Origin of the sequence: Gimesia benthica (assembly GCF_009720525.1) — a bacterium.
GTDB lineage: Bacteria > Planctomycetota > Planctomycetia > Planctomycetales > Planctomycetaceae > Gimesia > Gimesia benthica.
Genome location: NZ_CP043930.1, coordinates 4,579,739 through 4,599,335, shown reverse-complemented (window position 1 = coordinate 4,599,335; position 19,597 = coordinate 4,579,739). Strand labels below are relative to the sequence as shown.

Annotated in this window: 15 protein-coding genes; all 15 read right to left on the bottom strand. The window is 53.6% G+C overall.

Annotation, left to right across the window (positions count from 1 at the left end):
- Positions 1 to 35 precede the first annotated feature (35 nt).
- On the bottom strand, positions 36 to 1,649 hold the full coding sequence (locus F1728_RS17845) for a PulJ/GspJ family protein (protein WP_155365231.1): 1,614 nt from the start codon (positions 1,647 to 1,649) through the stop codon (positions 36 to 38).
- A 52-nt stretch (positions 1,650 to 1,701) separates the two neighbouring features.
- Positions 1,702 to 3,006, bottom strand: coding sequence for a type IV pilus modification PilV family protein (locus F1728_RS17840; RefSeq protein ID WP_155365230.1), 1,305 nt, complete (start codon positions 3,004 to 3,006; stop codon positions 1,702 to 1,704).
- On the bottom strand, positions 3,003 to 4,343 hold the full coding sequence (locus F1728_RS17835) for a pilus assembly FimT family protein (RefSeq protein WP_155365229.1): 1,341 nt from the start codon (positions 4,341 to 4,343) through the stop codon (positions 3,003 to 3,005). The genes F1728_RS17840 and F1728_RS17835 overlap by 4 nt, the downstream gene beginning before the upstream one ends.
- 5 nt (positions 4,344 to 4,348) lie before the next feature.
- The gene (locus tag F1728_RS17830) at positions 4,349 to 4,573 is read right to left on the bottom strand and encodes a hypothetical protein (RefSeq protein WP_155365228.1); all 225 of its coding nucleotides are present in this window, start codon (positions 4,571 to 4,573) and stop codon (positions 4,349 to 4,351) included.
- Between the two features lie 5 nt (positions 4,574 to 4,578).
- Positions 4,579 to 5,397 (bottom strand): type II secretion system protein, encoded by an 819-nt coding sequence (locus F1728_RS17825; protein WP_155365227.1) that lies wholly within the window; start codon positions 5,395 to 5,397, stop codon positions 4,579 to 4,581.
- A 54-nt stretch (positions 5,398 to 5,451) separates the two neighbouring features.
- Entirely contained in the window at positions 5,452 to 6,372 is a 921-nt protein-coding gene (locus F1728_RS17820; protein ID WP_155365226.1) for a prepilin-type N-terminal cleavage/methylation domain-containing protein, read from the bottom strand.
- A gap of 240 nt (positions 6,373 to 6,612) precedes the next feature.
- Positions 6,613 to 7,875, bottom strand: coding sequence for a type II secretion system F family protein (locus F1728_RS17815; RefSeq protein ID WP_155365225.1), 1,263 nt, complete (start codon positions 7,873 to 7,875; stop codon positions 6,613 to 6,615).
- Between the two features lie 63 nt (positions 7,876 to 7,938).
- On the bottom strand, positions 7,939 to 9,645 hold the full coding sequence (locus tag F1728_RS17810; RefSeq protein WP_145044426.1) for a GspE/PulE family protein: 1,707 nt from the start codon (positions 9,643 to 9,645) through the stop codon (positions 7,939 to 7,941).
- 80 nt (positions 9,646 to 9,725) lie between these two features.
- The gene (locus F1728_RS17805) at positions 9,726 to 10,847 is read right to left on the bottom strand and encodes a type IV pilus twitching motility protein PilT (RefSeq protein WP_145044427.1); all 1,122 of its coding nucleotides are present in this window, start codon (positions 10,845 to 10,847) and stop codon (positions 9,726 to 9,728) included.
- 402 nt (positions 10,848 to 11,249) lie between these two features.
- Positions 11,250 to 12,950 (bottom strand): GspE/PulE family protein, encoded by a 1,701-nt coding sequence (locus F1728_RS17800; protein ID WP_145191830.1) that lies wholly within the window; start codon positions 12,948 to 12,950, stop codon positions 11,250 to 11,252.
- A 389-nt stretch (positions 12,951 to 13,339) separates the two neighbouring features.
- Positions 13,340 to 14,512, bottom strand: coding sequence for an aminotransferase class V-fold PLP-dependent enzyme (locus F1728_RS17795; RefSeq protein ID WP_155365224.1), 1,173 nt, complete (start codon positions 14,510 to 14,512; stop codon positions 13,340 to 13,342).
- Positions 14,513 to 14,545: 33 nt separating this feature from the next.
- On the bottom strand, positions 14,546 to 15,547 hold the full coding sequence (gene moaA, locus F1728_RS17790) for a GTP 3',8-cyclase MoaA (protein ID WP_155365223.1): 1,002 nt from the start codon (positions 15,545 to 15,547) through the stop codon (positions 14,546 to 14,548).
- A 103-nt stretch (positions 15,548 to 15,650) separates the two neighbouring features.
- Positions 15,651 to 16,082: a molybdenum cofactor biosynthesis protein MoaE gene (locus F1728_RS17785; RefSeq protein ID WP_155365222.1), complete on the bottom strand. Its 432-nt coding sequence runs from the start codon at positions 16,080 to 16,082 to the stop codon at positions 15,651 to 15,653.
- Between the two features lie 36 nt (positions 16,083 to 16,118).
- Positions 16,119 to 16,373, bottom strand: a complete 255-nt coding sequence (locus F1728_RS17780; RefSeq protein ID WP_155365221.1) for a MoaD/ThiS family protein — start codon at positions 16,371 to 16,373, stop codon at positions 16,119 to 16,121.
- Positions 16,370 to 19,348, bottom strand: a complete 2,979-nt coding sequence (locus tag F1728_RS17775; protein ID WP_155365220.1) for an anaerobic glycerol-3-phosphate dehydrogenase subunit C — start codon at positions 19,346 to 19,348, stop codon at positions 16,370 to 16,372. Before F1728_RS17775 ends, F1728_RS17780 begins: the two co-directional genes overlap by 4 nt.
- Between the last annotated feature and the right edge of the window lie 249 nt (positions 19,349 to 19,597).

Here is a 19,597-nt window from a genome sequence, read left to right as displayed (position 1 = left end):
GCACATTGGGGAAATTGCCTGCTGAGTTGTGTCTGTTAACCTTCACCCTTATTCCGCAACGGCTGAATGAGGGTCATCTGCCTGAGCTGTCCACTGGATTGATCTTCGTAGCGAATTTCGATGCGAATCGATGTCAGGGGAGAAGCCCTGGGAACTGGTGTCTGGTTGGCCAGATCGTAAACGGGGACCTGGGGCGCAACAGCGGAAACTGTTGAATCGGACAACATCGGATAAGGTGGATCCTGATCGCCACCACTGGAGACAGCCCGAACGTGCCAGGTATCAAATACATTCTGAAATACATTGTTGCCATGAACCGTGTTCTGACGTGCGCCCGGAGCAAAGCGGACTGCACTCGCACCGCCGATGTCCACATAATCCTGAGCACCGTCATCGAAGACCTTAATATCGAACGAACGAACATTCGAAAGCACCAGGTCTTCAGAGCGACGCGATCCGTTGCGGAGCAGGTCGATGACACGATCGTTGGGATTGACCAGCAGGGAGGGGCCGGACGGATCCATGGGATTGCCGCCACCACCGATGGAAGAATCTGTCGCATCTTGCGGATAATTGAAGTGCCGATGTGAAGTCTCTTCGTGGGTGAAACGGCCGATAAACAGTTCCGGGTTTGAACCGGCAGAACTGGGTACGAATTCCCGTGAGAGGCCACCACTACTGCCAGACATATCATGATTAAAACCGAAACGGTACTGGGGCATGCCCAGCGGGAACAGAACCTCACTTCCGGTCGGATCGTTGTTTTTCAGCTCACTCAGATTATGAAACCGAGCATACGGTGTGGTCGGATCGGTCACGACATCCGTAAATGCCGAGAAGTCAAAATCACGCCAGAAATTGTCGCCGGAAGTATATGCTTCCCCATACAGAGGACCAGGAGTACTGGTTGACCTCAGAAAGAAGGGCGTACTATTGTTATCTGAGGCTATAGGCTGTGCCGTCTGCGTGCTGGAAAGCGCCAGTGGTTCGCGAATCAGCATGACCCGTCGATAGAGATTGCTGCCCCGCAAAAAGTAGGAGATTTCGGCTGCAGAAGACTGCGACGTTCCATCGGCGACAATCCGACCGTCATCGGCTTCCGGCTGGTTGGGATGGCGTGACAGAGTCGTTCCACCACTGGGGGCACGACCACTCAGATCGACGGCTTTGCCGTAATAGAAATCTTCGGTGTCGTCTGCGCGAGACGGATTCGCATAACGGGAAACCGTGAACTGAATGAAATCATCCGTATCGTCGTTCGGATCATTTTCCGAAATGTAGAAGTAACCTTTGCGATCCTCTTTGTGGTACAGATAGCTGCGGGGATCGGTGGGAGCGGGACTGACGCCTGCCGGGGTCGTGAAATTCTGGAAGTTACTGAATGGGAGCAGGTACTGGAACGTACGGCTATCCAGGTCTGCTTTCAGCACGGTGACCAGCAGTCGTTCCCGCTGATCGTTTTCGGAAATCCCCCGCTGCGTGGTCATCGACCCGGAGAGCAGCTGGAAAATTTCGGTAAACATCAACATCATCAGCAGCACCAGGGCGACCGAAACCAGCATTTCGACCAGCGTAAAACCGGCGCGGACGCTGCGGTTGGCGGCGCTGCGATCTGTATGGCCCTGTTGTCTGATGTGAAAGGTGTTCATAAATAACTTCACTTTATAACGAATGACTGACTGTCATAATTGATTTCAAATACTAGCGTGTTTTATTGCCTAACGGATAAACCTGTACGACGTGCGGCATGAGGATCAGACCTGGAGCCGGTGTGTCATCTGCACTGGGGTTGATTGACTGAATGATGGGTTGATCCAGTGTGATATCTGCTGTGGGGCTACCGATCGGATAGTTATCCACTTTCTGAATGCGGTACCAGCGGGCGTTGATGGTATCGAAGACATAACCGCCCCGCTTGAGATTGGGTGGATCCACATTCGTGTTAAAGCGAACGCGGAAGGCACGCCGCCGGTAATCATCGGACCCAGCGGCCCCCTGCTCTCCTGCCTGCTCGTCGGTGGAACCATCGTTGTCGTCATCCACCCCCGAGATCCCCCAGTCCCCGTCGGGACCTGGCAACCACTGGGCGACAAAGTTTTCGACTTCGTGAACCGCTTCAAATTCGGGTGAGAAGTTGCGACGAAAGAACACCACGACATCGACCGATGCGATATCGCTGGCAATCGAACGACGGACGGTCAGCAGATAGGAGTATTGTGGATCGAGTGTCTCCAGACGGATCTTGGAAATACTGTCATACAAACCGTTGTTGGGCAGCGGATCAGAGAAGCTGATTGTCGCTGCCCCGCTGTTGATATTCGCGCCGGTAATGAAACGTTCCTGGATCTGTTTACCGGTGGTATCGTAAATCAGAATCCGTCCACCGACGGCCGACCCGGTTGCCGGGGTGAAGATCTGAGAGACTTCATCCAGGTTCACAACCCCGGAAGCGATATCGTTGGCATCGATCGTAACCGTGTCGCGTGCACCGTTGATCGCGGCAGGAATTCCGGAATAAAGTTCATCCCAGCTGTCCTGCTGAGTGAAGAAATTCAACGCCTGCAGCTGTGTCGTCAGGCCTGCATTGAAGCGTCGGATGTTAGGAAATGGGCTGCTGGATCCATCGTTGCCGAACCGGGCTTCGAGACCAGTCCCATCCAGTGAGGCATAGTATGCACCAAGGGGATCCACCACGTATTTGCGGTTTGCCCGCTGATGGGCGATATGCCCGTTCGCATTCAGAGTGCCATCCGGATCGAAGACAAAGTGAGTCGGGAAGGAATCGATGAGTGCTTCCGCGTTGTAACGCAGTACGGTCGCGTTTGTGAGCTGAGTCGCCTGGACTCCCCGCAGAATGGAAATCGGAAACAGGGACGCAAGGGAAACCACGCCGATGCTCATGATCATGACTGACATGAGAACTTCCATCAGCGTCACACCAGCGCGTTGCTGTGAACCGGGAGTGCGGAGAACGGGTTGGCCTGATTTGAAACGGAATATTTTCATTTGGCGGTCTCCCCGGATTCTGCATAGTAAAAGACATCAGGTGCCTGTCCGGTAGGAACGCTGACCGCGTTATCGAAGAACAGCGGGTACGCGCTGACGTTCCCCGTACGGGTGAAGATAGAAAGCAGAGAGGGTGTCGAATTCAATTCCACTTTCCAGGTGACACCGCCATCGGTAAAGGTGGCGCCTTCGGTGCGAGCAGTTGCTCCCATGAAAATGGAAGGGTTGCTGCCACTCGTGCCGGAGGAAGACACAGCCGTATAAATACGGTCGTAAGGTTTAAAATTCATATCCCAATCGAGGGTACCGGGCGTGATGTACCGGGCGGGTATAAGCACGCGGTCTCCCTCAAAATAGTCGGTGGTTGAGAGCCAGGTCGACCGGGCATTTTCAATGGTATCGATGACGAAATGAATCTTGCCCCCTCCCGCTTCGCTGCCGGAAACGGAACCGCGGGGTGAAAACATCAGGTCAAGCTGGCTGGAATAGAGACGGATATCATCTGATCCGGGCCAGAGGTATTCGCCATTGTCATCAGTCCCGCCTGAACCATCATCATTAACGCCGGATTTGCCGGGCTGACCATCATCACCGCCGGACACACCTGTAATCCGCCAGCTGGCGGGCAGGTAGGAACGATCGAGGTCGATGCAGGTATTATTGGGAAGCAGTGTCGGCTCTTCTCCTGAAAGCACCACAGGGGGCAGCTCCAGTTGATAAGTCGAGGGACCACTGCCCGGTGCGAATGCCACTACTTCTGAGGAATCGGACGTCCCTGGATCCCGGTAAGCTGTGGTCAGACGCAGAATTTCGGTTCCGCCGGTCACGGGTGATTGATTCAGATTAATGGTGTACCAGGAACCGCTGGCATCGCCGGGGATCTTGATGCGGGCACCATCCACGAGCTGGCCACGGTTGTAAAGGAAACTCCAGTCAGTACCTGAACCACGCACATGCAGAATCGTATCGGGTGTACCATCGGTATTGGTGTCGATGCGTTCCAGGCGAATGACCCCCTGGCTCCAGTCGGGGCTGGGCGCGATATAAACCATGCTGGTGACCATCGATGGATTATTCGGGTCAACCAGGAAACGAACCCCCCGGGGTTCCTTGGCGTAGATGGCCCGGTCGCGGGCACCAGCCAGGTAAGACTGAACCTGTCGTGAGGCACTGCGGGTCACATCGCTGGAGAGTGCCAGATTGATCGAAGAGACGGTCATCACGGCCAGAATCGCCAGGATGGAAATCACGACCAGCAGCTCGACCAGCGTAAAGCCAGTGCGGCGTTCTGATGTGAATCGCAGCGGTAACTGATTGTCCTTATGAAAGGCGTACATAGACGTTACCTTCCTCCGGCTCGTTGATTGTGGTTGGTAATATTATCGAAGACACCTTCGACAATAGGAATGACCGGCTGTGCCAGCACGCCTATGTTGACCTCATCATGTGGTTCTTGCAGCCCCAGGATGCCATCCTGGCCAGCGGAAACGATCAGGGGCAACCAGAATGTATTCATGACGCCATACTGACCGGTCACATACTGCGAGTCTGCACTGCTGTTGAACAACGGTGTCAGCAGATCCCCGAGCGGTTGTTTTCGTGCTGAATCCGTCCTTGAGGATCGTCGGCGTCCACATTCATGGGATCTGCTTCGTTAAATCCCGCTGCTGAAGCAGGAGGCAGTCCGTTAAAGAAGGCGCTGGCAATGTCCCGCCGAATGGTCGAACCATCGGGTTTGATCAGACGGGTCGGCCAGCGGTAGAACCGCAGTGGTCTGCCCCAGCCATCGACGAACTCCATGAGCCCGTCACCATCAGTGTCGGCCACTTCCGATGCGAGAAACGCATCTTCGCCGACCGGTGGGACGCCATAGGTTTCGTGTTTGGTGAGAATGTAATACAGGTATTCCGAACTGATACTGGCACCAGCATCGGCCCCCAGATTTCCGGCAGCACCGGAAGCGACCCCCTGCTGGGCGTCCATGGCGGCATTGACGCTCGGATTTTCCGCGACATATTGAGGCAGGTTCTGCCGGAAGATGTCTTTACGGACCAGGATTTCGACGACCGGCTTGGGAATACTGCGGTATTTTGCACCGTAGTTGTTCACAAGCGATGTATATTTCTGCCCCACCAGGGACTGCAGCTGCTGCTGGTTTTTCGTGGAGTCGAGTGCTTTCCGCATGGCTTCGATGCGATCCTGCATCAGACCATTCACTTTGACGATGGTCGACATGGTCTTTTTCTCACGCGCTTTATTCCCGATGTTGCGAACCACAAATGCGGACGTAGCAATCAGGAACAGCAGAATGCCAATGACCACCAACAACTCGACGATCGTAAAACCGCTTCGCGCTGATCGAACAGATTGATGAGTTATATTACGACGCATTGAAAACCTGACATCATTGATGAGAGAGACACAAGTGAATTTATGAACTACTGATTACTTCAACGCCCCGCCGACAAAATTGGTGATATTGTCTGCTTCAACAGTCCGACCGGCCGGGAAGTTTTTATTGGCGTCATAATTGCCGCCGGTCCCGAACTGATAGTCAGCACCGGGTGAAATAATCTGATATGACTTGGGCTTGAAAGGTGTACTGTTAGTCGACGGAGCCGTTGAAGGATCTCCCTGGAAATAGACGCTGGTCATACCTGTCCCGGTAATATCCGCCACGCGATAGCCGCGTCCGTCATAGCTGCTGACGTAGATATAAGGCTTCTGTTGACTGGGAAAGGGGTCAAGAAATTCGGGTGAAAGATCACCGTCTGTATCAACAAAACGACTGTTATCAAATTCGAAGTAGGGCCCCAGACGTCCGGAATTCGTCGCTGTCAGAGAAGCAGAGTAACCTGGATCTGCTGAAGTATGGCCGGGATTTAGAAAAGGACGGGCCGGATTCTTGGAGAAACCAAACACGCGAAAGGTCCCATCAGGAGTCCGATCCGAAACGCCTCCCAGGAAGAAGACCAGACATTCCCCTGCATTCAGTGCAATCACGTCTGTAGTGTCACCATCCCCGTTAATATCTTTATCAAGGCCGAAGTTAAATTGAGGCCACATTTTGCGGACCAACCCTTTACTGCGCTGATCCCAGGTGGCACTGCCGGACTCATAGAGAACGATGCCACTGGGGGGATCCATACCGAAATCCTGCCTGAAGGCAGTGATGGCGCCTTCCAGGCTGGTAATTTCCGTTCTCACATTCGCCTGCTGCGCCCGGAGACGGACGGCACCTACGGCGGGGATGAGAAGGCCGATCAGAATCAGGATGATCACGATCACAATCATGAGCTCGATCAGAGTAAACGCACTCCTGTTGTGCTGCGACGCCGAAGGGGCTTTTGGCGACCGTTTTTGCATTTCTAACTCCTAACTCTTTTCATTGATTCATTTTAGCATTAGAAAACGTCCCGTTTGCCTGATTCAGGCGGGTTCAGCCGGGACTTCTCTACGATATATATAGGGCAAATTTTATGCCCGACTTTCATCATTAACACTAAGTGACACTTATAATTAGACTTATCGCATAATGGCCAGTACCAGAAAGAGGCGAAAAGTTGTATTATTCTGCAACACCCCTCTCAAAATACTACGATCTAACTAGGACAAATCGTTGAGCAATTTAATCAGCGGCATGAAGAGTGCGATCACAATGAAACCCACAATGAGACCCAGCACGATCACCATCAGCGGTTCCAGCAGACTCACCAGGGCGTCCACGAGTACAGCGACTTCTTCGTCATACACGTCCGCCACCTTGTAGAGCATGTCGTCGAGTGCACCGGTCTCTTCACCCACGTCCACCATGTTGACCACGATATCATCCACAATTCGGGCTTCCTTGAGCGGAACCGCCATGGTCTCCCCTTCGCGGATCGCGGCGTAAATCGTATCGAAGGCCCGCTGGAAGACCATGTTCCCCGCCGTATCACGGGCGATGATAATCGCTTCCAGAATGGGCACCCCGGATGAAATTAATGTCCCCAGTGTTCGACAGGTACGCGCGGTCACCGACTTACTGATAATCTTGCCTAGCAAGGGTATTCGTAGGGCAATCCAGTCGACAATAAACGCTCCTTTCTTGTTCTTCCTCACAATCTTGATGAAGATCCAGAGCGCAATCGGAACGGCCGGGAAAAGATAGAAGTAGTTCACCACGATATCACTCACCTTCATGAGCATGAGCGTAATACCAGGTAGTTCAGTACCGAAGTCGAGGAAGATCTTTTTGAACTTCGGAATAATCCAGTACATGATGAAGCCCACGATCAAACTGGCTACCGTGATCACGGCGACCGGATAGATCATCGCCCCCTGTACTTTCTTCTTCAGACTCTGGGCCCGTTCCTTGAACTCGGCCAGACGCTGCAGAATGATTTCGAGCGCACCACCGGCCTCACCGGCTTTCACCATGTTGACGTACAGGTTATCGAAGCACTTAGGCTGCTTGGCCATGGCTTCGGAGAGCGTGTTGCCCGATTCAATATCTTCAATAACGCCATCCAGGGAAGCTTTGAGCGGCCCCGGTTTGGCCTGCGATTCCAGAATTCGCAGACTTCTCAGGATCGGCAGACCAGCGTCCTGCAGTGTGGACAGCTGACGGGTGAAGGTACAGAGCTGTTTGGGCCGCACGCCGCCGATGGAGAACCCACCTTTCTTGGCGCTGGCTTTCTTGGCAGCTGCCCCCCCTTTGCCGCCTGCTCCTTTTTTCTGTTTTTTGCCGCGGCCTTTTTCAGCAATTTTGGTAACGAAAAAGCCCTTCTCTTTGATCATGGTCTGGGCATCGGCTTCGGAAGGCGCTTCGATGGTGTCTTTGACCTCGAGCCCTGTGTTATCCATGGCCTCATACTGATAAACCGGCATGGCGTTACTCCGTCATTAGTCGTCTTGAAAAAGTGTGTTTTGCATGTACCTGGTAGTACCAGATTATTCGATATCTTCCATAACGGTTTCCCGTACGACCTCATCGATCGTGGTGACTCCGTCAAAAATCAGTTTCAGCCCGGCTTCACGCAACGTGGTCATTCCCTGGCTGCGTGCCACATTTCGAATGTCGTCGACCGACGCATCCTCGGTGATCAGGTCGCGAATTTCGTCGGTGACGTCCATGAGTTCATACAGACCGGTACGGCCTTTGTATCCCGAGTTATTACAGGTGGCACAACCTTTTCCGTAGTAGAAGCTGTACTGTCGTGCCTGCTCGATGGGGAGCTGCAGTTCCATGAGCAACTCATCGCTGGGCTCGAACTCGGTCCGGCACTCTTTACAGATGGTTCGCACCAGACGTTGTGCCTGAATCGCTTCAACCGTTGCGGTGATCAAGAAGGTCGGAACCCCCATATCGCGCAGTCGGGTGATCGCCGACGGTGCATCATTGGTGTGCAACGTGCTGAATACAAGGTGACCGGTCAACGCACTCTGCACCGCGATTTCGGCGGTTTCGTAGTCACGAATCTCGCCGATCAGAATCTGGTCAGGATCGTGTCGCAGAATCGCCCGCAGCACTGACGCAAAGGTCACCTGGATATCGGGATTCACCGGGACCTGAATCAGGCCGTCGATGTCGTACTCGATCGGGTCTTCGGTTGTAATAATTTTTTCTTCGATGACGTTGAGCTCGTTCAACGCCGAGTAAAGGGTCGTGGTTTTCCCACTCCCCGTCGGGCCGGTCACCAGTACGATCCCGTTGGGGCGATGAATCATTTCGCGGAAACGGGTGAGTGTATTGGGATCCATGCCGATTTTATTCAGGTCGAGCTGAACCACGGTCCGGTCCAGAACTCGCATAACGACCGCTTCACCGAACAGGGTAGGCAGCACACTGACACGCAAGTCGACCGGGTTGCCGCCGACGTTCAATTCGATACGACCGTCCTGCGGCAGACGCCGTTCGGCGATATCGAGGTCGGCCATAATTTTGATACGGGAGACGATGGCATTCGCCAGGTGGCGGGGAGGGGGAACCATTTCATACAGCACACCGTCGGCGCGAACACGGATCTTGAATTCATCTTCAAACGGTTCCATGTGGATGTCGGAAGCTTTATCTTTGATCGCCAGCAGCATGACCATGTTGAGCAGCTTACGAATCGGAGCTGCATCGACGAGTTCATCCGTATCAGTGATGTTGTAGACGTTTTTGCCGGTCTCCTCACCCAGTTCATCCTCAATGGCACCGATGACGTCTTCGATGCTGTCCTGATGCTCGGAGTAATGCCGTTCGATGGCCGCTTCAACATCTTTCAGGTTCGAAACCGCACCGCGGACATCGTATCCCAGAAAGTTGCGCAGGTCATCGAGGGCTGCCACGTTCTGAGGATCAGCCATGGCGACGGTCAACACGCCGTCTTTCAGGGAAACGGGCATGATCTTGTAAATCGAGGCCATCGTTTCCGGAACCAGTTCCAGCACCTTGGGAGGAATATTTGTTTCACTCAGTTCAACAACGGGCATACCCCACTGTTCGGCGAGTGCCTGAGTGACCTGCTCGTCAGTCACGAGGCCCATGCGGATCGCCACCTGGCCGATTACTTCCCCCGGACTCTGCTTCTGTTCTTCCAGAATATCCCACAACTGATCTTCTGAAATGTATCCCAGATCGACCATGATTTGACCAAGGCGTCGTGCTGCCATGTGTGTCTACCTCTGATTAACACCTAGTTTATTCCAGACAGAAAAGAACGACGTTACTGTGTCGCCTTTCTGTTTTGATCTCAATCCTCAAAGTCATCGTCTTCGTCGTCATCATCGTCATCTTCCAGGAGGCCCTTCTTGGCCATCGCAATCTTGGCTTTCAACTCGCCGGGATTATTGGAGCGAATGACAACATCTTTTTCTTCACACAACCCGTCGCGCCACAGATTGAACAACGCATCGTCGAGCAGTTGCATCCCGAATTTACGTCCCGTCTGAATACTGGAGTTGATACGATAGGTTTTCGCTTCGCGAATCAGGTTCGCGATCGCGGGCGTAACGACCAGCATTTCATAAGCGGCGACCAGCCCCTTGGGTTTCTTGGGCATCAGCGCCTGACTTAGAATCCCGATAATCGAACTGGAAAGCTGCGTGCGGATCTGGTCCTGCTGACTGGTGGGGAACACGTCGATAATTCGGTCTACCGTTCCCTGAGCACCAGTGGTGTGCAACGTTCCGAACACAACGTGCCCCGTTTCCGCCGCAGTAATCGCCGCTGAAATGGTTTCCAGGTCTCGCATTTCCCCCACGAGAATCACGTCCGGATCCTGTCGTAGAGCACGACGCAGCGCTTCGGGGAAGGTCGGCACGTCCACGCCGATCTCACGCTGGTTAATAGTCGATTTTTTATGCTGGTGATAGTACTCGATCGGATCTTCCATCGTGATGATGTGGTGATCCATCGTATCGTTCATGTGATTGATCATGCTCGCGAGGCTGGTTGTCTTTCCCGACCCGGTTGGACCAGTCACGAGGAACAGACCTCGGGGACGTTCCAACAGGTCACCAATCACTTTTGGCAGCCCCAGCTGTTCGAACGTGAGGAACTCGTTGGGAATTCGTCGCAGCACCATACCGATTTGGCCGCGCTGCTTGAAGACGGACACACGAAACCGCGCTTTTTCTCCAAACGCGAATCCGAAGTCGGTCCCCCCGACTTCCTGCAGTTCCTGCTGGTTTCGTTCGGGTGTGATACTCTTCATCAACGCGACGGTATCGTCCGGCTCGAGACTTTTGGTTTCCAGGCGGACCATCCGGCCCCCGACGCGTACAACAGGAGGCTGCCCGGTGGTGATGTGCAGGTCACTCACCTTTTCTTTAACGACAGTCTCCAGCAATTTATCAATCTGAACTGTTGCCATCCAAAGTACTTTCTGAAAACGCGATATTTGGATCTGGAGCGTGTTCGACGAAGATCGGAAATGCGATCAACGCCGGAAATCGAGGATCATTCTGTGACTTGAGGCAATCCTTTTCTCAGAACGATCATGAACTTCCGGCTTTCCGTGAACCACCTGATGTAACAAGTTATCCGAGAACAAAATAACGTAGATTTAGATAAGACGATTTAGAAATGTATTTATGAATTCGGGCCGCTTTTGAGTGCGAATCCGATGTAATTATCCGGTAATGTCAGGCAAAACTCAACAAAATCAGGGAATTTAGATCAATATCTTCACATGAAAAGTCAGAACGATCAGCACCTGGAACCGGGTGATTGCCCTAAAAATGCTCCAAAAACAGAGTGTCTGAACGCGACCAGATTAAGAATCCATGCCCTTGGCCAGCTTCATTGCTTCCGAGAGTGTTGTGATGCCCAGCAGGGCCTTATCAGTAGCATCCTCTGCAAGTGATTTCATCCCGTGCAGGATGGCCTGCCGCCGAATGTTTTGTGAAGCCTCACTGCGGAAAGTCATCTCACGTATAGCGGAATTCATCATCATCAGTTCAAAAACCGCCTTACGCCCTTTGAAGCCTGTGTGTGAACATGTGTTACAGCCCTTGCCTCGATTGAAGATCGCTTTCTCCATCTGGCTGGAGGTGATACCGAGGTACTCCAGCTCCCCTGGATCGGGTGTGTATTGCTCCACACATTTACCACAGACAACACGCACCAGACGCTGTGCCATGACCGCCATCACACTGGAAGCCACGAGGAACGGCTGAACACCCATATCGATCAAACGTGTAATAGAACTGGGCGCGTCGTTCGTATGTAGAGTACTGAATACCAAGTGTCCTGTCAAAGATGCTTGAATTGCCATCTCAGCAGTTTCCACATCGCGAATTTCCCCCACGAGGATCACGTTGGGGGCCTGTCGCAACATGGCACGAATAATTCGGGAGAAGTCCAGGCCGATGCTGTGCTTCACCTCCACCTGATTGATACCCGGCAGATAGTATTCGACCGGGTCTTCGGCGGTAATGATCTTCCGGTCGGGTCGGTTCAGCTCACCCAGAGCACTATACAAAGTTGTAGTCTTACCACTCCCCGTCGGCCCCGTCACGAGAAAGATGCCGTTGGGGCGCCGAATGATCGTCTGGAAGCGGCGGTAGTTCTCTTCCGAGAATCCGAGGTTTCGAATCCCGACTTTAATGTTATCCCGGTCCAGAATACGCATGACCACTGCCTGGCCATGGTTGGTTGGGAGAATACTGACACGCAGGTCATAGTCCTTACCGGAAATGGTGGTCTTGATACGACCGTCCTGAGGACGACGTTTTTCGGCGATATCCATTTTCGCCATAATCTTGAAACGGGAGACCAGGGCGGAGAGCAGACGGCGGGGAGGGCTGTCTCGCTCGATCAGCGAACCATCGATCCGGTACCGAATCCGGATCCGGTCTTCGAAGGGCTCGACATGAATATCACTGGCCCGCATATTAACCGCTTCACTGATGATCAGGTTAGCCAGACGGATAACGGGGGCAGTCTCGTCCTCTTCTTCCACACTGGTGGACGTCGCCAGTTCGGTCGCGGTGATATCAATCTGAGTTTCAGTGAACTCTTTCAGCATCGTATCGACCGACTCAGTCTCACTTTGACCGTAATGCCGGTTGATTGCGGCCTGAATCGCTTCGATGGGGGCCATCACCACATCGATATCGCGGTTAATAATGAATCGCAGCTTGTCCAGAACTTCGTATTTCATTGGGTCATGCAGGGCAATCTGCAGTGAATCCCCCCGCATCCCCACCGGAATAACCGTGTTTTCACGGGCCATGGATTCCGGCACGAGTTCGATCACGGACTGGGGAATTTCCAGGCCTTCCAGCTCAACAAACTCATAACCATACATGGATGCCTGGGCCTGGGCGATCACCTCGGCTCCCACGTAGCCCAGCTTGACCAGTGCTTCCCCAGGTGAAATCCCCATCGAACTGGCCAGACTGGAGGCTTCGTCCAGCTGCGCGGGACCAAGATATCCATCATCGACTAACTGTTGCATCCAATCATCGGCCATTCAATTTCTCCACGGATTAGAATCAGATTTCACCAGCAACGCTTTTTGTTTGTCCCATAACGCATGCAGGGAATCAAGACTCTGGTTCGATCTGGTTTGTGAAATTTCTATGAACTCAAGGCGATTCGCTCGGCAGAAACAGGCCCCTGTTACGACTCCAGCACCGATCAAACCCAGTTCGACTGAGCTGATTAATCTCGGTTCATCATGTTTCATTCAGGGTAAGAGTTTGCAGATAGGTCGAGCTAGAATTGCCTATTTTAATTTTGAAGTGAATGAGGAAGAGTGTCAAGCAAGTAATTGCTATACAAAAAATACTCGAAGAGTTTTCCCCGGCAGGTTTTACGCCGAAAATGGCGTCTCTATTCACTCATCGTCATTAACGGGGATCAGACTGAAAAAGAAACGGCCAGCTCCTGCATCGCAGAGAGCGTTGTCTCAATCTGAGACAGTGTTGTAAAAGGCCCGGGACTGAAGCGAATCGTGCCACCCCACTCTGCGGAACGAATTGAGTTATGAATGCGCGGAGCACAGTGCAGACCGGCTCGAACCTGAATCCCGAAGTTTTCATCAAGAATCGATGCCAGCACCTGTGGCTCCACCGCCTGATTGATCAGGCTGACCACCCCCACCCGGTCTGCTACCTCCTGCGGTCCGGGGACTTCAAAGCCAGAGAGAGAACGGAAGCCTTCCAAAAGACACCCCGTCAACTCCTGTTCGTGCCGCCTGATATCCTCAAGGCCTCTGTCCTGCAGGTATTCCAGTGCAGCTTTTAAACCAACCAGCCCGGGAGTGTTGTGGTTGCCCGCCTCATATTTATCGGGTTGAGTCAGGGGCTGGGTCTCTTCTTCACTGCTGGTCCCTGTCCCGCCCTGCTTCAGGCTTTCGACCTGCTCCGCCAGATCGGACCGGATATAAACCAGCCCGGTCCCCAAAGGGCCTAGCAGCCCCTTATGTCCGGGACATGCCAGAAAGTCGATCGGCTGAGCGGAAACGTTCAGGGGGAGATGACCGACAGACTGTGCAGCGTCGACCAGAAAGAGTACCCCCGCCTCACGAGCGATCTCTCCCACTTCATCAATGGGTTGAATGCTGCCGGTGACATTCGAAGCATGGTTCAGGATGATGAGCCGGGTATTTTTGCGGAGTGCCTGTTTAAAAGCGAGCGGATCAACGACTGACTCTGCATTCGCAGGGATATGCGTCACCTCCAGTCCCCAGCGCTGTTTCAGTGTCTGTAAGGGACGGAGCACGGAATTATGCTCAACATCGGATGTAATGACGTGATCGCCCGGGCGGAGTAGACCGTGAATCACTGTGTTGAGACTGTCGGTGCCATTAAACGTGAAGCTTACTTCTTCAGGTCGGCTCGCCCCCAAAACTTCGGCTGCCAGCTTGCGGCACTGATCGACATCGGATTGTACCTCGACCGATTTTCGGTAGGTCCCTCGGCCGACAGGTGCACCGCAGTGGCGATTGTATTCGTTGATGGCGGTATAAACTGTATCCGGCTTAGGATAGCTGGTCGCCGCGTTATCCAGATAGATCTGCTGCTCGTTCATGAATCGTTCACCGTCAGGAAGGAACCTGCGAAATCAGCCTCCGATGGAATACATGGGACGATCGGGCTGGATGAAACGGGCGGTATTGATTTCGTGCCCCTCTTTTTTGGCAGCGATGCTGTTTTTCACGGCGTCGATGACTTCCGTATCGGGTGCGTCTGTACGGAAGAGTTTGCGGATATCGGTCTCATCCAGGCTGAAGAGGCAGTTTCTTAACTTGCCGTCCGCAGTCAGACGAAACCGGTTGCAACTCATGCAGAACGGGTTACTGATCGAGGCAATAAAGCCAATTCGCCCGACGCCGTCTTCAAACACAAAGTCTGATGCGGGGGCACTTTTGTCGGTCTGCTCAACAGGCACCAGCGGCATGATCCCTTGCGTGAGAATGTCGCTGATCTCCTGTGCGAACAGAACCTTGTCGCGTTCCCATTTGTTGTCGGCATCGAGGGGCATGAATTCGATAAAGCGGATTTCCGCCCCGGTTTCCCGGGCCAGCTGCCCAAAAGGAACTATCTCATTTTCAGTCAGATTGCGGATTGAGACGGCATTGATTTTAACGGGATCAAATCCAGCCGCGTGAGCAGCACGAATTCCTTCCCGCACTTTCTCGTAATCGTCCCGTCGGGTGATCTCCTGGAATTTCTGTGCGTTCAATGCATCCAGACTGATATTAATTCGCCTGAGTCCGGCATCGAACAGAGCTTGGGCGTATTGAGGCAACAGAATTCCGTTAGTGGTGATCCCGATATCCTGAATGCCGGGGATGTCGGCGATCATCTTGACCAGCTCCGGAATGTTTTTGCGAACCAGAGGCTCTCCCCCGGTCAGGCGGATTTTATTGACTCCGAGCGGGGCCACCAGTCGCACGAATCGTACAATCTCTTCAAAGGAGAGGATCTTGCTGCGGTGGACGAACTGGACATCTTCCGAAGGCATGCAGTAAAAGCAGCGGATATTACAGCGATCGGTGACGCTGATTCTCAGGTTGTTATGCGCCCGTCCGAATGAATCGATGAGCTGATTCTGCAGTTCCATCAATGCCTCTCGCGTTTGACGTCGGTTAAACGCTGACGTGGTTATTAAAGTCCAATGATTTGTTTATCTACTATTATAGCCGCGATCTGCGGTTCCACAGGAATTATTCTGCCGTGATCCCCGGATGCTCCCATTCCGTGGTCCCGTCGGCCCAGTTCTCTTTTTTCCAGATAGGAACGATTTCTTTCAGGCGATCAATCAGGAACCGCCCCGCCTCGAACGCTTCACTGCGATGAGCCGAGCTGACGGCGATCGCCACGCTGATTTCCCCTAGTGTCAGATGACCGACGCGATGTTCAATGCCGATTAAATGCACGTCCCATTTCGCGCGGGCTTCGTCGATCAACTGCTGCATCGTTTTATACGCCATCTCCGGGTACGCTTCGTAATCGAGAGCGACGGTCTGCTTGTCCTGGGTCATTTCCCGGACCGTCCCCATAAACAGCACCACGGCACCACAGGCATTCGAACGAACCTGTTCGGTCAGGGCAGTGTAGTCAATAGGTTCTTCTACAATCGCAATCGAGTCGGGCATGATGCTCCCAGTTTTAATGTTTTTTACTCGGACGAGTCATCCACCGCTTACCGGCGGGAAACAGGCGATTTCCTGTTCTGCGGTGAGTGGCTGTTCTTCGCCTGCATAGGCATTGTCGATGGCGATAAACAGTTGACCGCTCAAGGGCTGCAGTTCGGGATACTGTTCTGCAATCGCAGATCGCAATCCGGCTACCGTCATGTTATCAACAGCTTTGACCCTGATGGTATCACTGCCGGCCAGTTCCCGGGCACGGGCAAATAAACGGACCTGAATGGAGGAGGCTGTCATGATACGACCAGTTTTTTCTTCTGGGGCTGCAAAGACCGTTCGAGTTCTGGCATGAGCCCATAAGAAAGCGCCAGTAGCTTGATCGGATGAATGGTGGGAATCGCAGATTCCTGCTCCATCTGCATTTTACAGCTGCTGCACTCCGTCGCACCCGCGTGAACATTCGTTATTTTCATATGATCGATCAACTCCTGACCGATCTGCTTGGAAGTCTCAAAGGTTTCCCGGGCCAGGCCGTAAGTACCAGCCATACCCGAACAACCTTTTTCAATTGTATTCACCTGCAGCTCAGGAATCAAAGCGAGAAGCTCTTTCAGAGCGGACCGCGACGATAAAGCCTTGATATGACAGGGGGTATGATAATCCAGTTCCATCGCCAGCCGCCCGAAATCGGTCCTCAAACGACCTGATTCACGCCGCTCCCACAGATATTCTCCCGCTTCCAGTACCTGGCTCGCGATTACCTCGCTGTCTTCTCCGGGGACCAGCATCGGATATTCCTGCTTGAGACAGATGGCGGCTGCCGGCTCGGTACAGACGATGCGATGCCCTTCGCGGGCGAATTCACTCAGGATCTGAATGTTTTCCTTCGCCAGACTACGTGCCGCGATCAGATCTCCTGCCGACACCATCGCCATGCCAGAAGCAAGCTGCAGGGGCGGAATGTAAACCGGAATCTGGTTATGTTGCAGAATGGCCAACAGGGCATGCGCGAGTTCAGGATCATGGTAGTTGGCGTAGTAATCAACGAAAAAGATCACAAGATCGGGATCGCTTCCCGGTCGGGGTCGTTTCGTCAGTTTGCGTGGGACCGACCGCAGAAACGATCTGCGGGAAAACAGGGGCAACTTCCGGTGCCGATGAATGCCCATCATCTTTTCCATGACCCAGCGGGCCGTCGAATTATTGATCGCCCAGTTGGCAGCCATAGAAAGGGTACTACCGAGCGCACCGAAGGAATGGGCACGGGAGAGAATCCAGTCTGTGTGGTCGAGTCCATTCGCGGAAACGTATGCCGCCTTGGCTTCGATGGCCATCTGCGGAATATTCACCGAGGAAGGACAGTCGAGCACGCACTGCTTGCAGTTCACGCAGGTATCCGCGAGTCGCTTGGTATCCTGAGAGGAGAGCTCATTGGGATGAATCGCTCCCGAGAGCAGACCGCGAAACAGGTTGGCTTTGGCGCGGGGTGAAGCTTCTTCGACAGGTTCGATACGAAAGACGGGACACATGCGGGAACCGTCATCCTGACGACGACAGGAACCACAGCCGTTACAGCGACTGGCCTCGTTCTGCAATTCCTGGGGCGTCCAGTTCAACTGCAGGTCGATCAGCTCAGGAAACTTTTCAGGCACGGGACGCAGGTTGCGGATCGTCACGTGCGGATCATCGTTGATGATCTTGCCGGGATTGAGCAGGTTACTGGGATCGAAGATGTCTTTGACTTCACGGAAGACACGATAGAGATCGCCGTACTGGGAACGGAGGAACGCCGTGCGTGCCAGGCCGTCGCCGTGCTCTCCACTGATGGTTCCGTTAACGGAAAAGACCGTCTGGTAGAGGTCGCGGGCAATGCTTTCCAGAATGGGTGCATTCTGCTCGGTCAGAGCAGGCAGAAAGGGTCTCAGGTGAATCTGCCCCGAGGCGGCGTGCGCGTAAAACGTAGCCGTCACTTCGTGGCGTTGAAAGACTTTCTGCGCTTTCTGTGAGAACTCGTTAAGCCGTTCCGGAGGCACCGCGATGTCTTCGACAAAGGGCTGCGGTCGGGACTCCCCCGGGAGACGACTGAGCGAAGGCACCACTTTTTGAGGCAATGACCAGAGGAAATCAACCTCATCCGGCTGGTGTGTTTCCATAGCCACTACCACGCGGGAGTTAATGTTTTTTACAGCCAGCGTTACGTTGTGCAGACGCTGCTGAACCTGGGCATCACTGAAGCCAACCTGCTCTACGAGCAGTGCCGCTTCGGCTGCAGGTGAAATCAGCGAAGCGAAGCGGGGATCAGCGTCCCGCGCCAGCGACAACAGACGACGGTCGAGCAGATCGCATGCCGAGGGTTGCTCTTGGATGATGGTCTGCACGGCCTTGATCGCTGAGGAGAGATCTCCGAACAGAAGCAGCGCGACGCCGCGATGAGCGGGTAATGGAGAAACGTGCAAAATCGCCGAGGTGAACAGTCCGAGCGTTCCTTCGGATCCCACCAGCATGCGCGCCAGGTTGAGGTGATCGCGTGATTTAATCCCTTTGAGAAAGTAGCCGCTGCAGTTGGGAATTCCGGTACGCTGCTTCTCCTGAATGAGCTGAGCATTATCGGTGAGCAGCTTCGACATTTTACTCAGAATCGTTCGTCGGGTCTGTTCGCCGCGTACTTCGGGGGACGGTTCACTGAGCAGAGAGGTACTCGAACCGGCGACAGGCTGATTGAGAATCGACAGACTTTCGTTCCCCACATCAAAACAGGTTCCGTCTGCCAGCACGACTTCAATGCGATTGACATGATCGCGGGTCGATCCGACGCGAATTGCACGGGAGCCGGCAGCATCGATGGCCAGCATGCTGCCGACTGTCGTGACTTCTGTATTTGAGGGATCCGGAGGGAAATAGAGACCCAGCGGCTTGAGATAGCGATTGAGACGCGCATGTACCACGCCGGGCTGGACCAGAATCAGATTGTCATTGAGTAGTTCAAATCCGGTCATAAACCGCGAGCAGTCAATTACAATTCCGGTGCCGATCGCATCTCCGACCAGGCCCGTTCCTGCACCACGGGGGATGATGGGGATATGCATCTCCGAGGCATACCGGGCGATGGCGATCATATCCTCGCGATCACGGGGATAGGCGACACAGAGGGGAGGCATCTGATAGAGGCTGGCATCGCTCGAGTAAATCGACAACGACACCGGATCGCATCGCACATCACCTGCAATCAGGCTGGAGAGATCTTCTGCGATTCGTTGCTGTTGACGGTCCAAAGTAACTGACTCTCAGGTTGAAATAATTCGCAAGCAGGTTTGAGGCTTGGGACAGCCTGTATTGTACGCGAAGGCGGGTCAGGGTTTGAATAGTCAATTGCCCCAAACGATCCGACCTAAGCGAATTCGAAGACTGCTGCGCAAGAACCCGCAGAACAGGCTTATTCCGCAAGCTCTCTGCAGAACCCCCTGAAGCAGCAGATTAACCAGGCACGCGTCAACAGCCCCAGTGAAGCGTGTACACGTCCT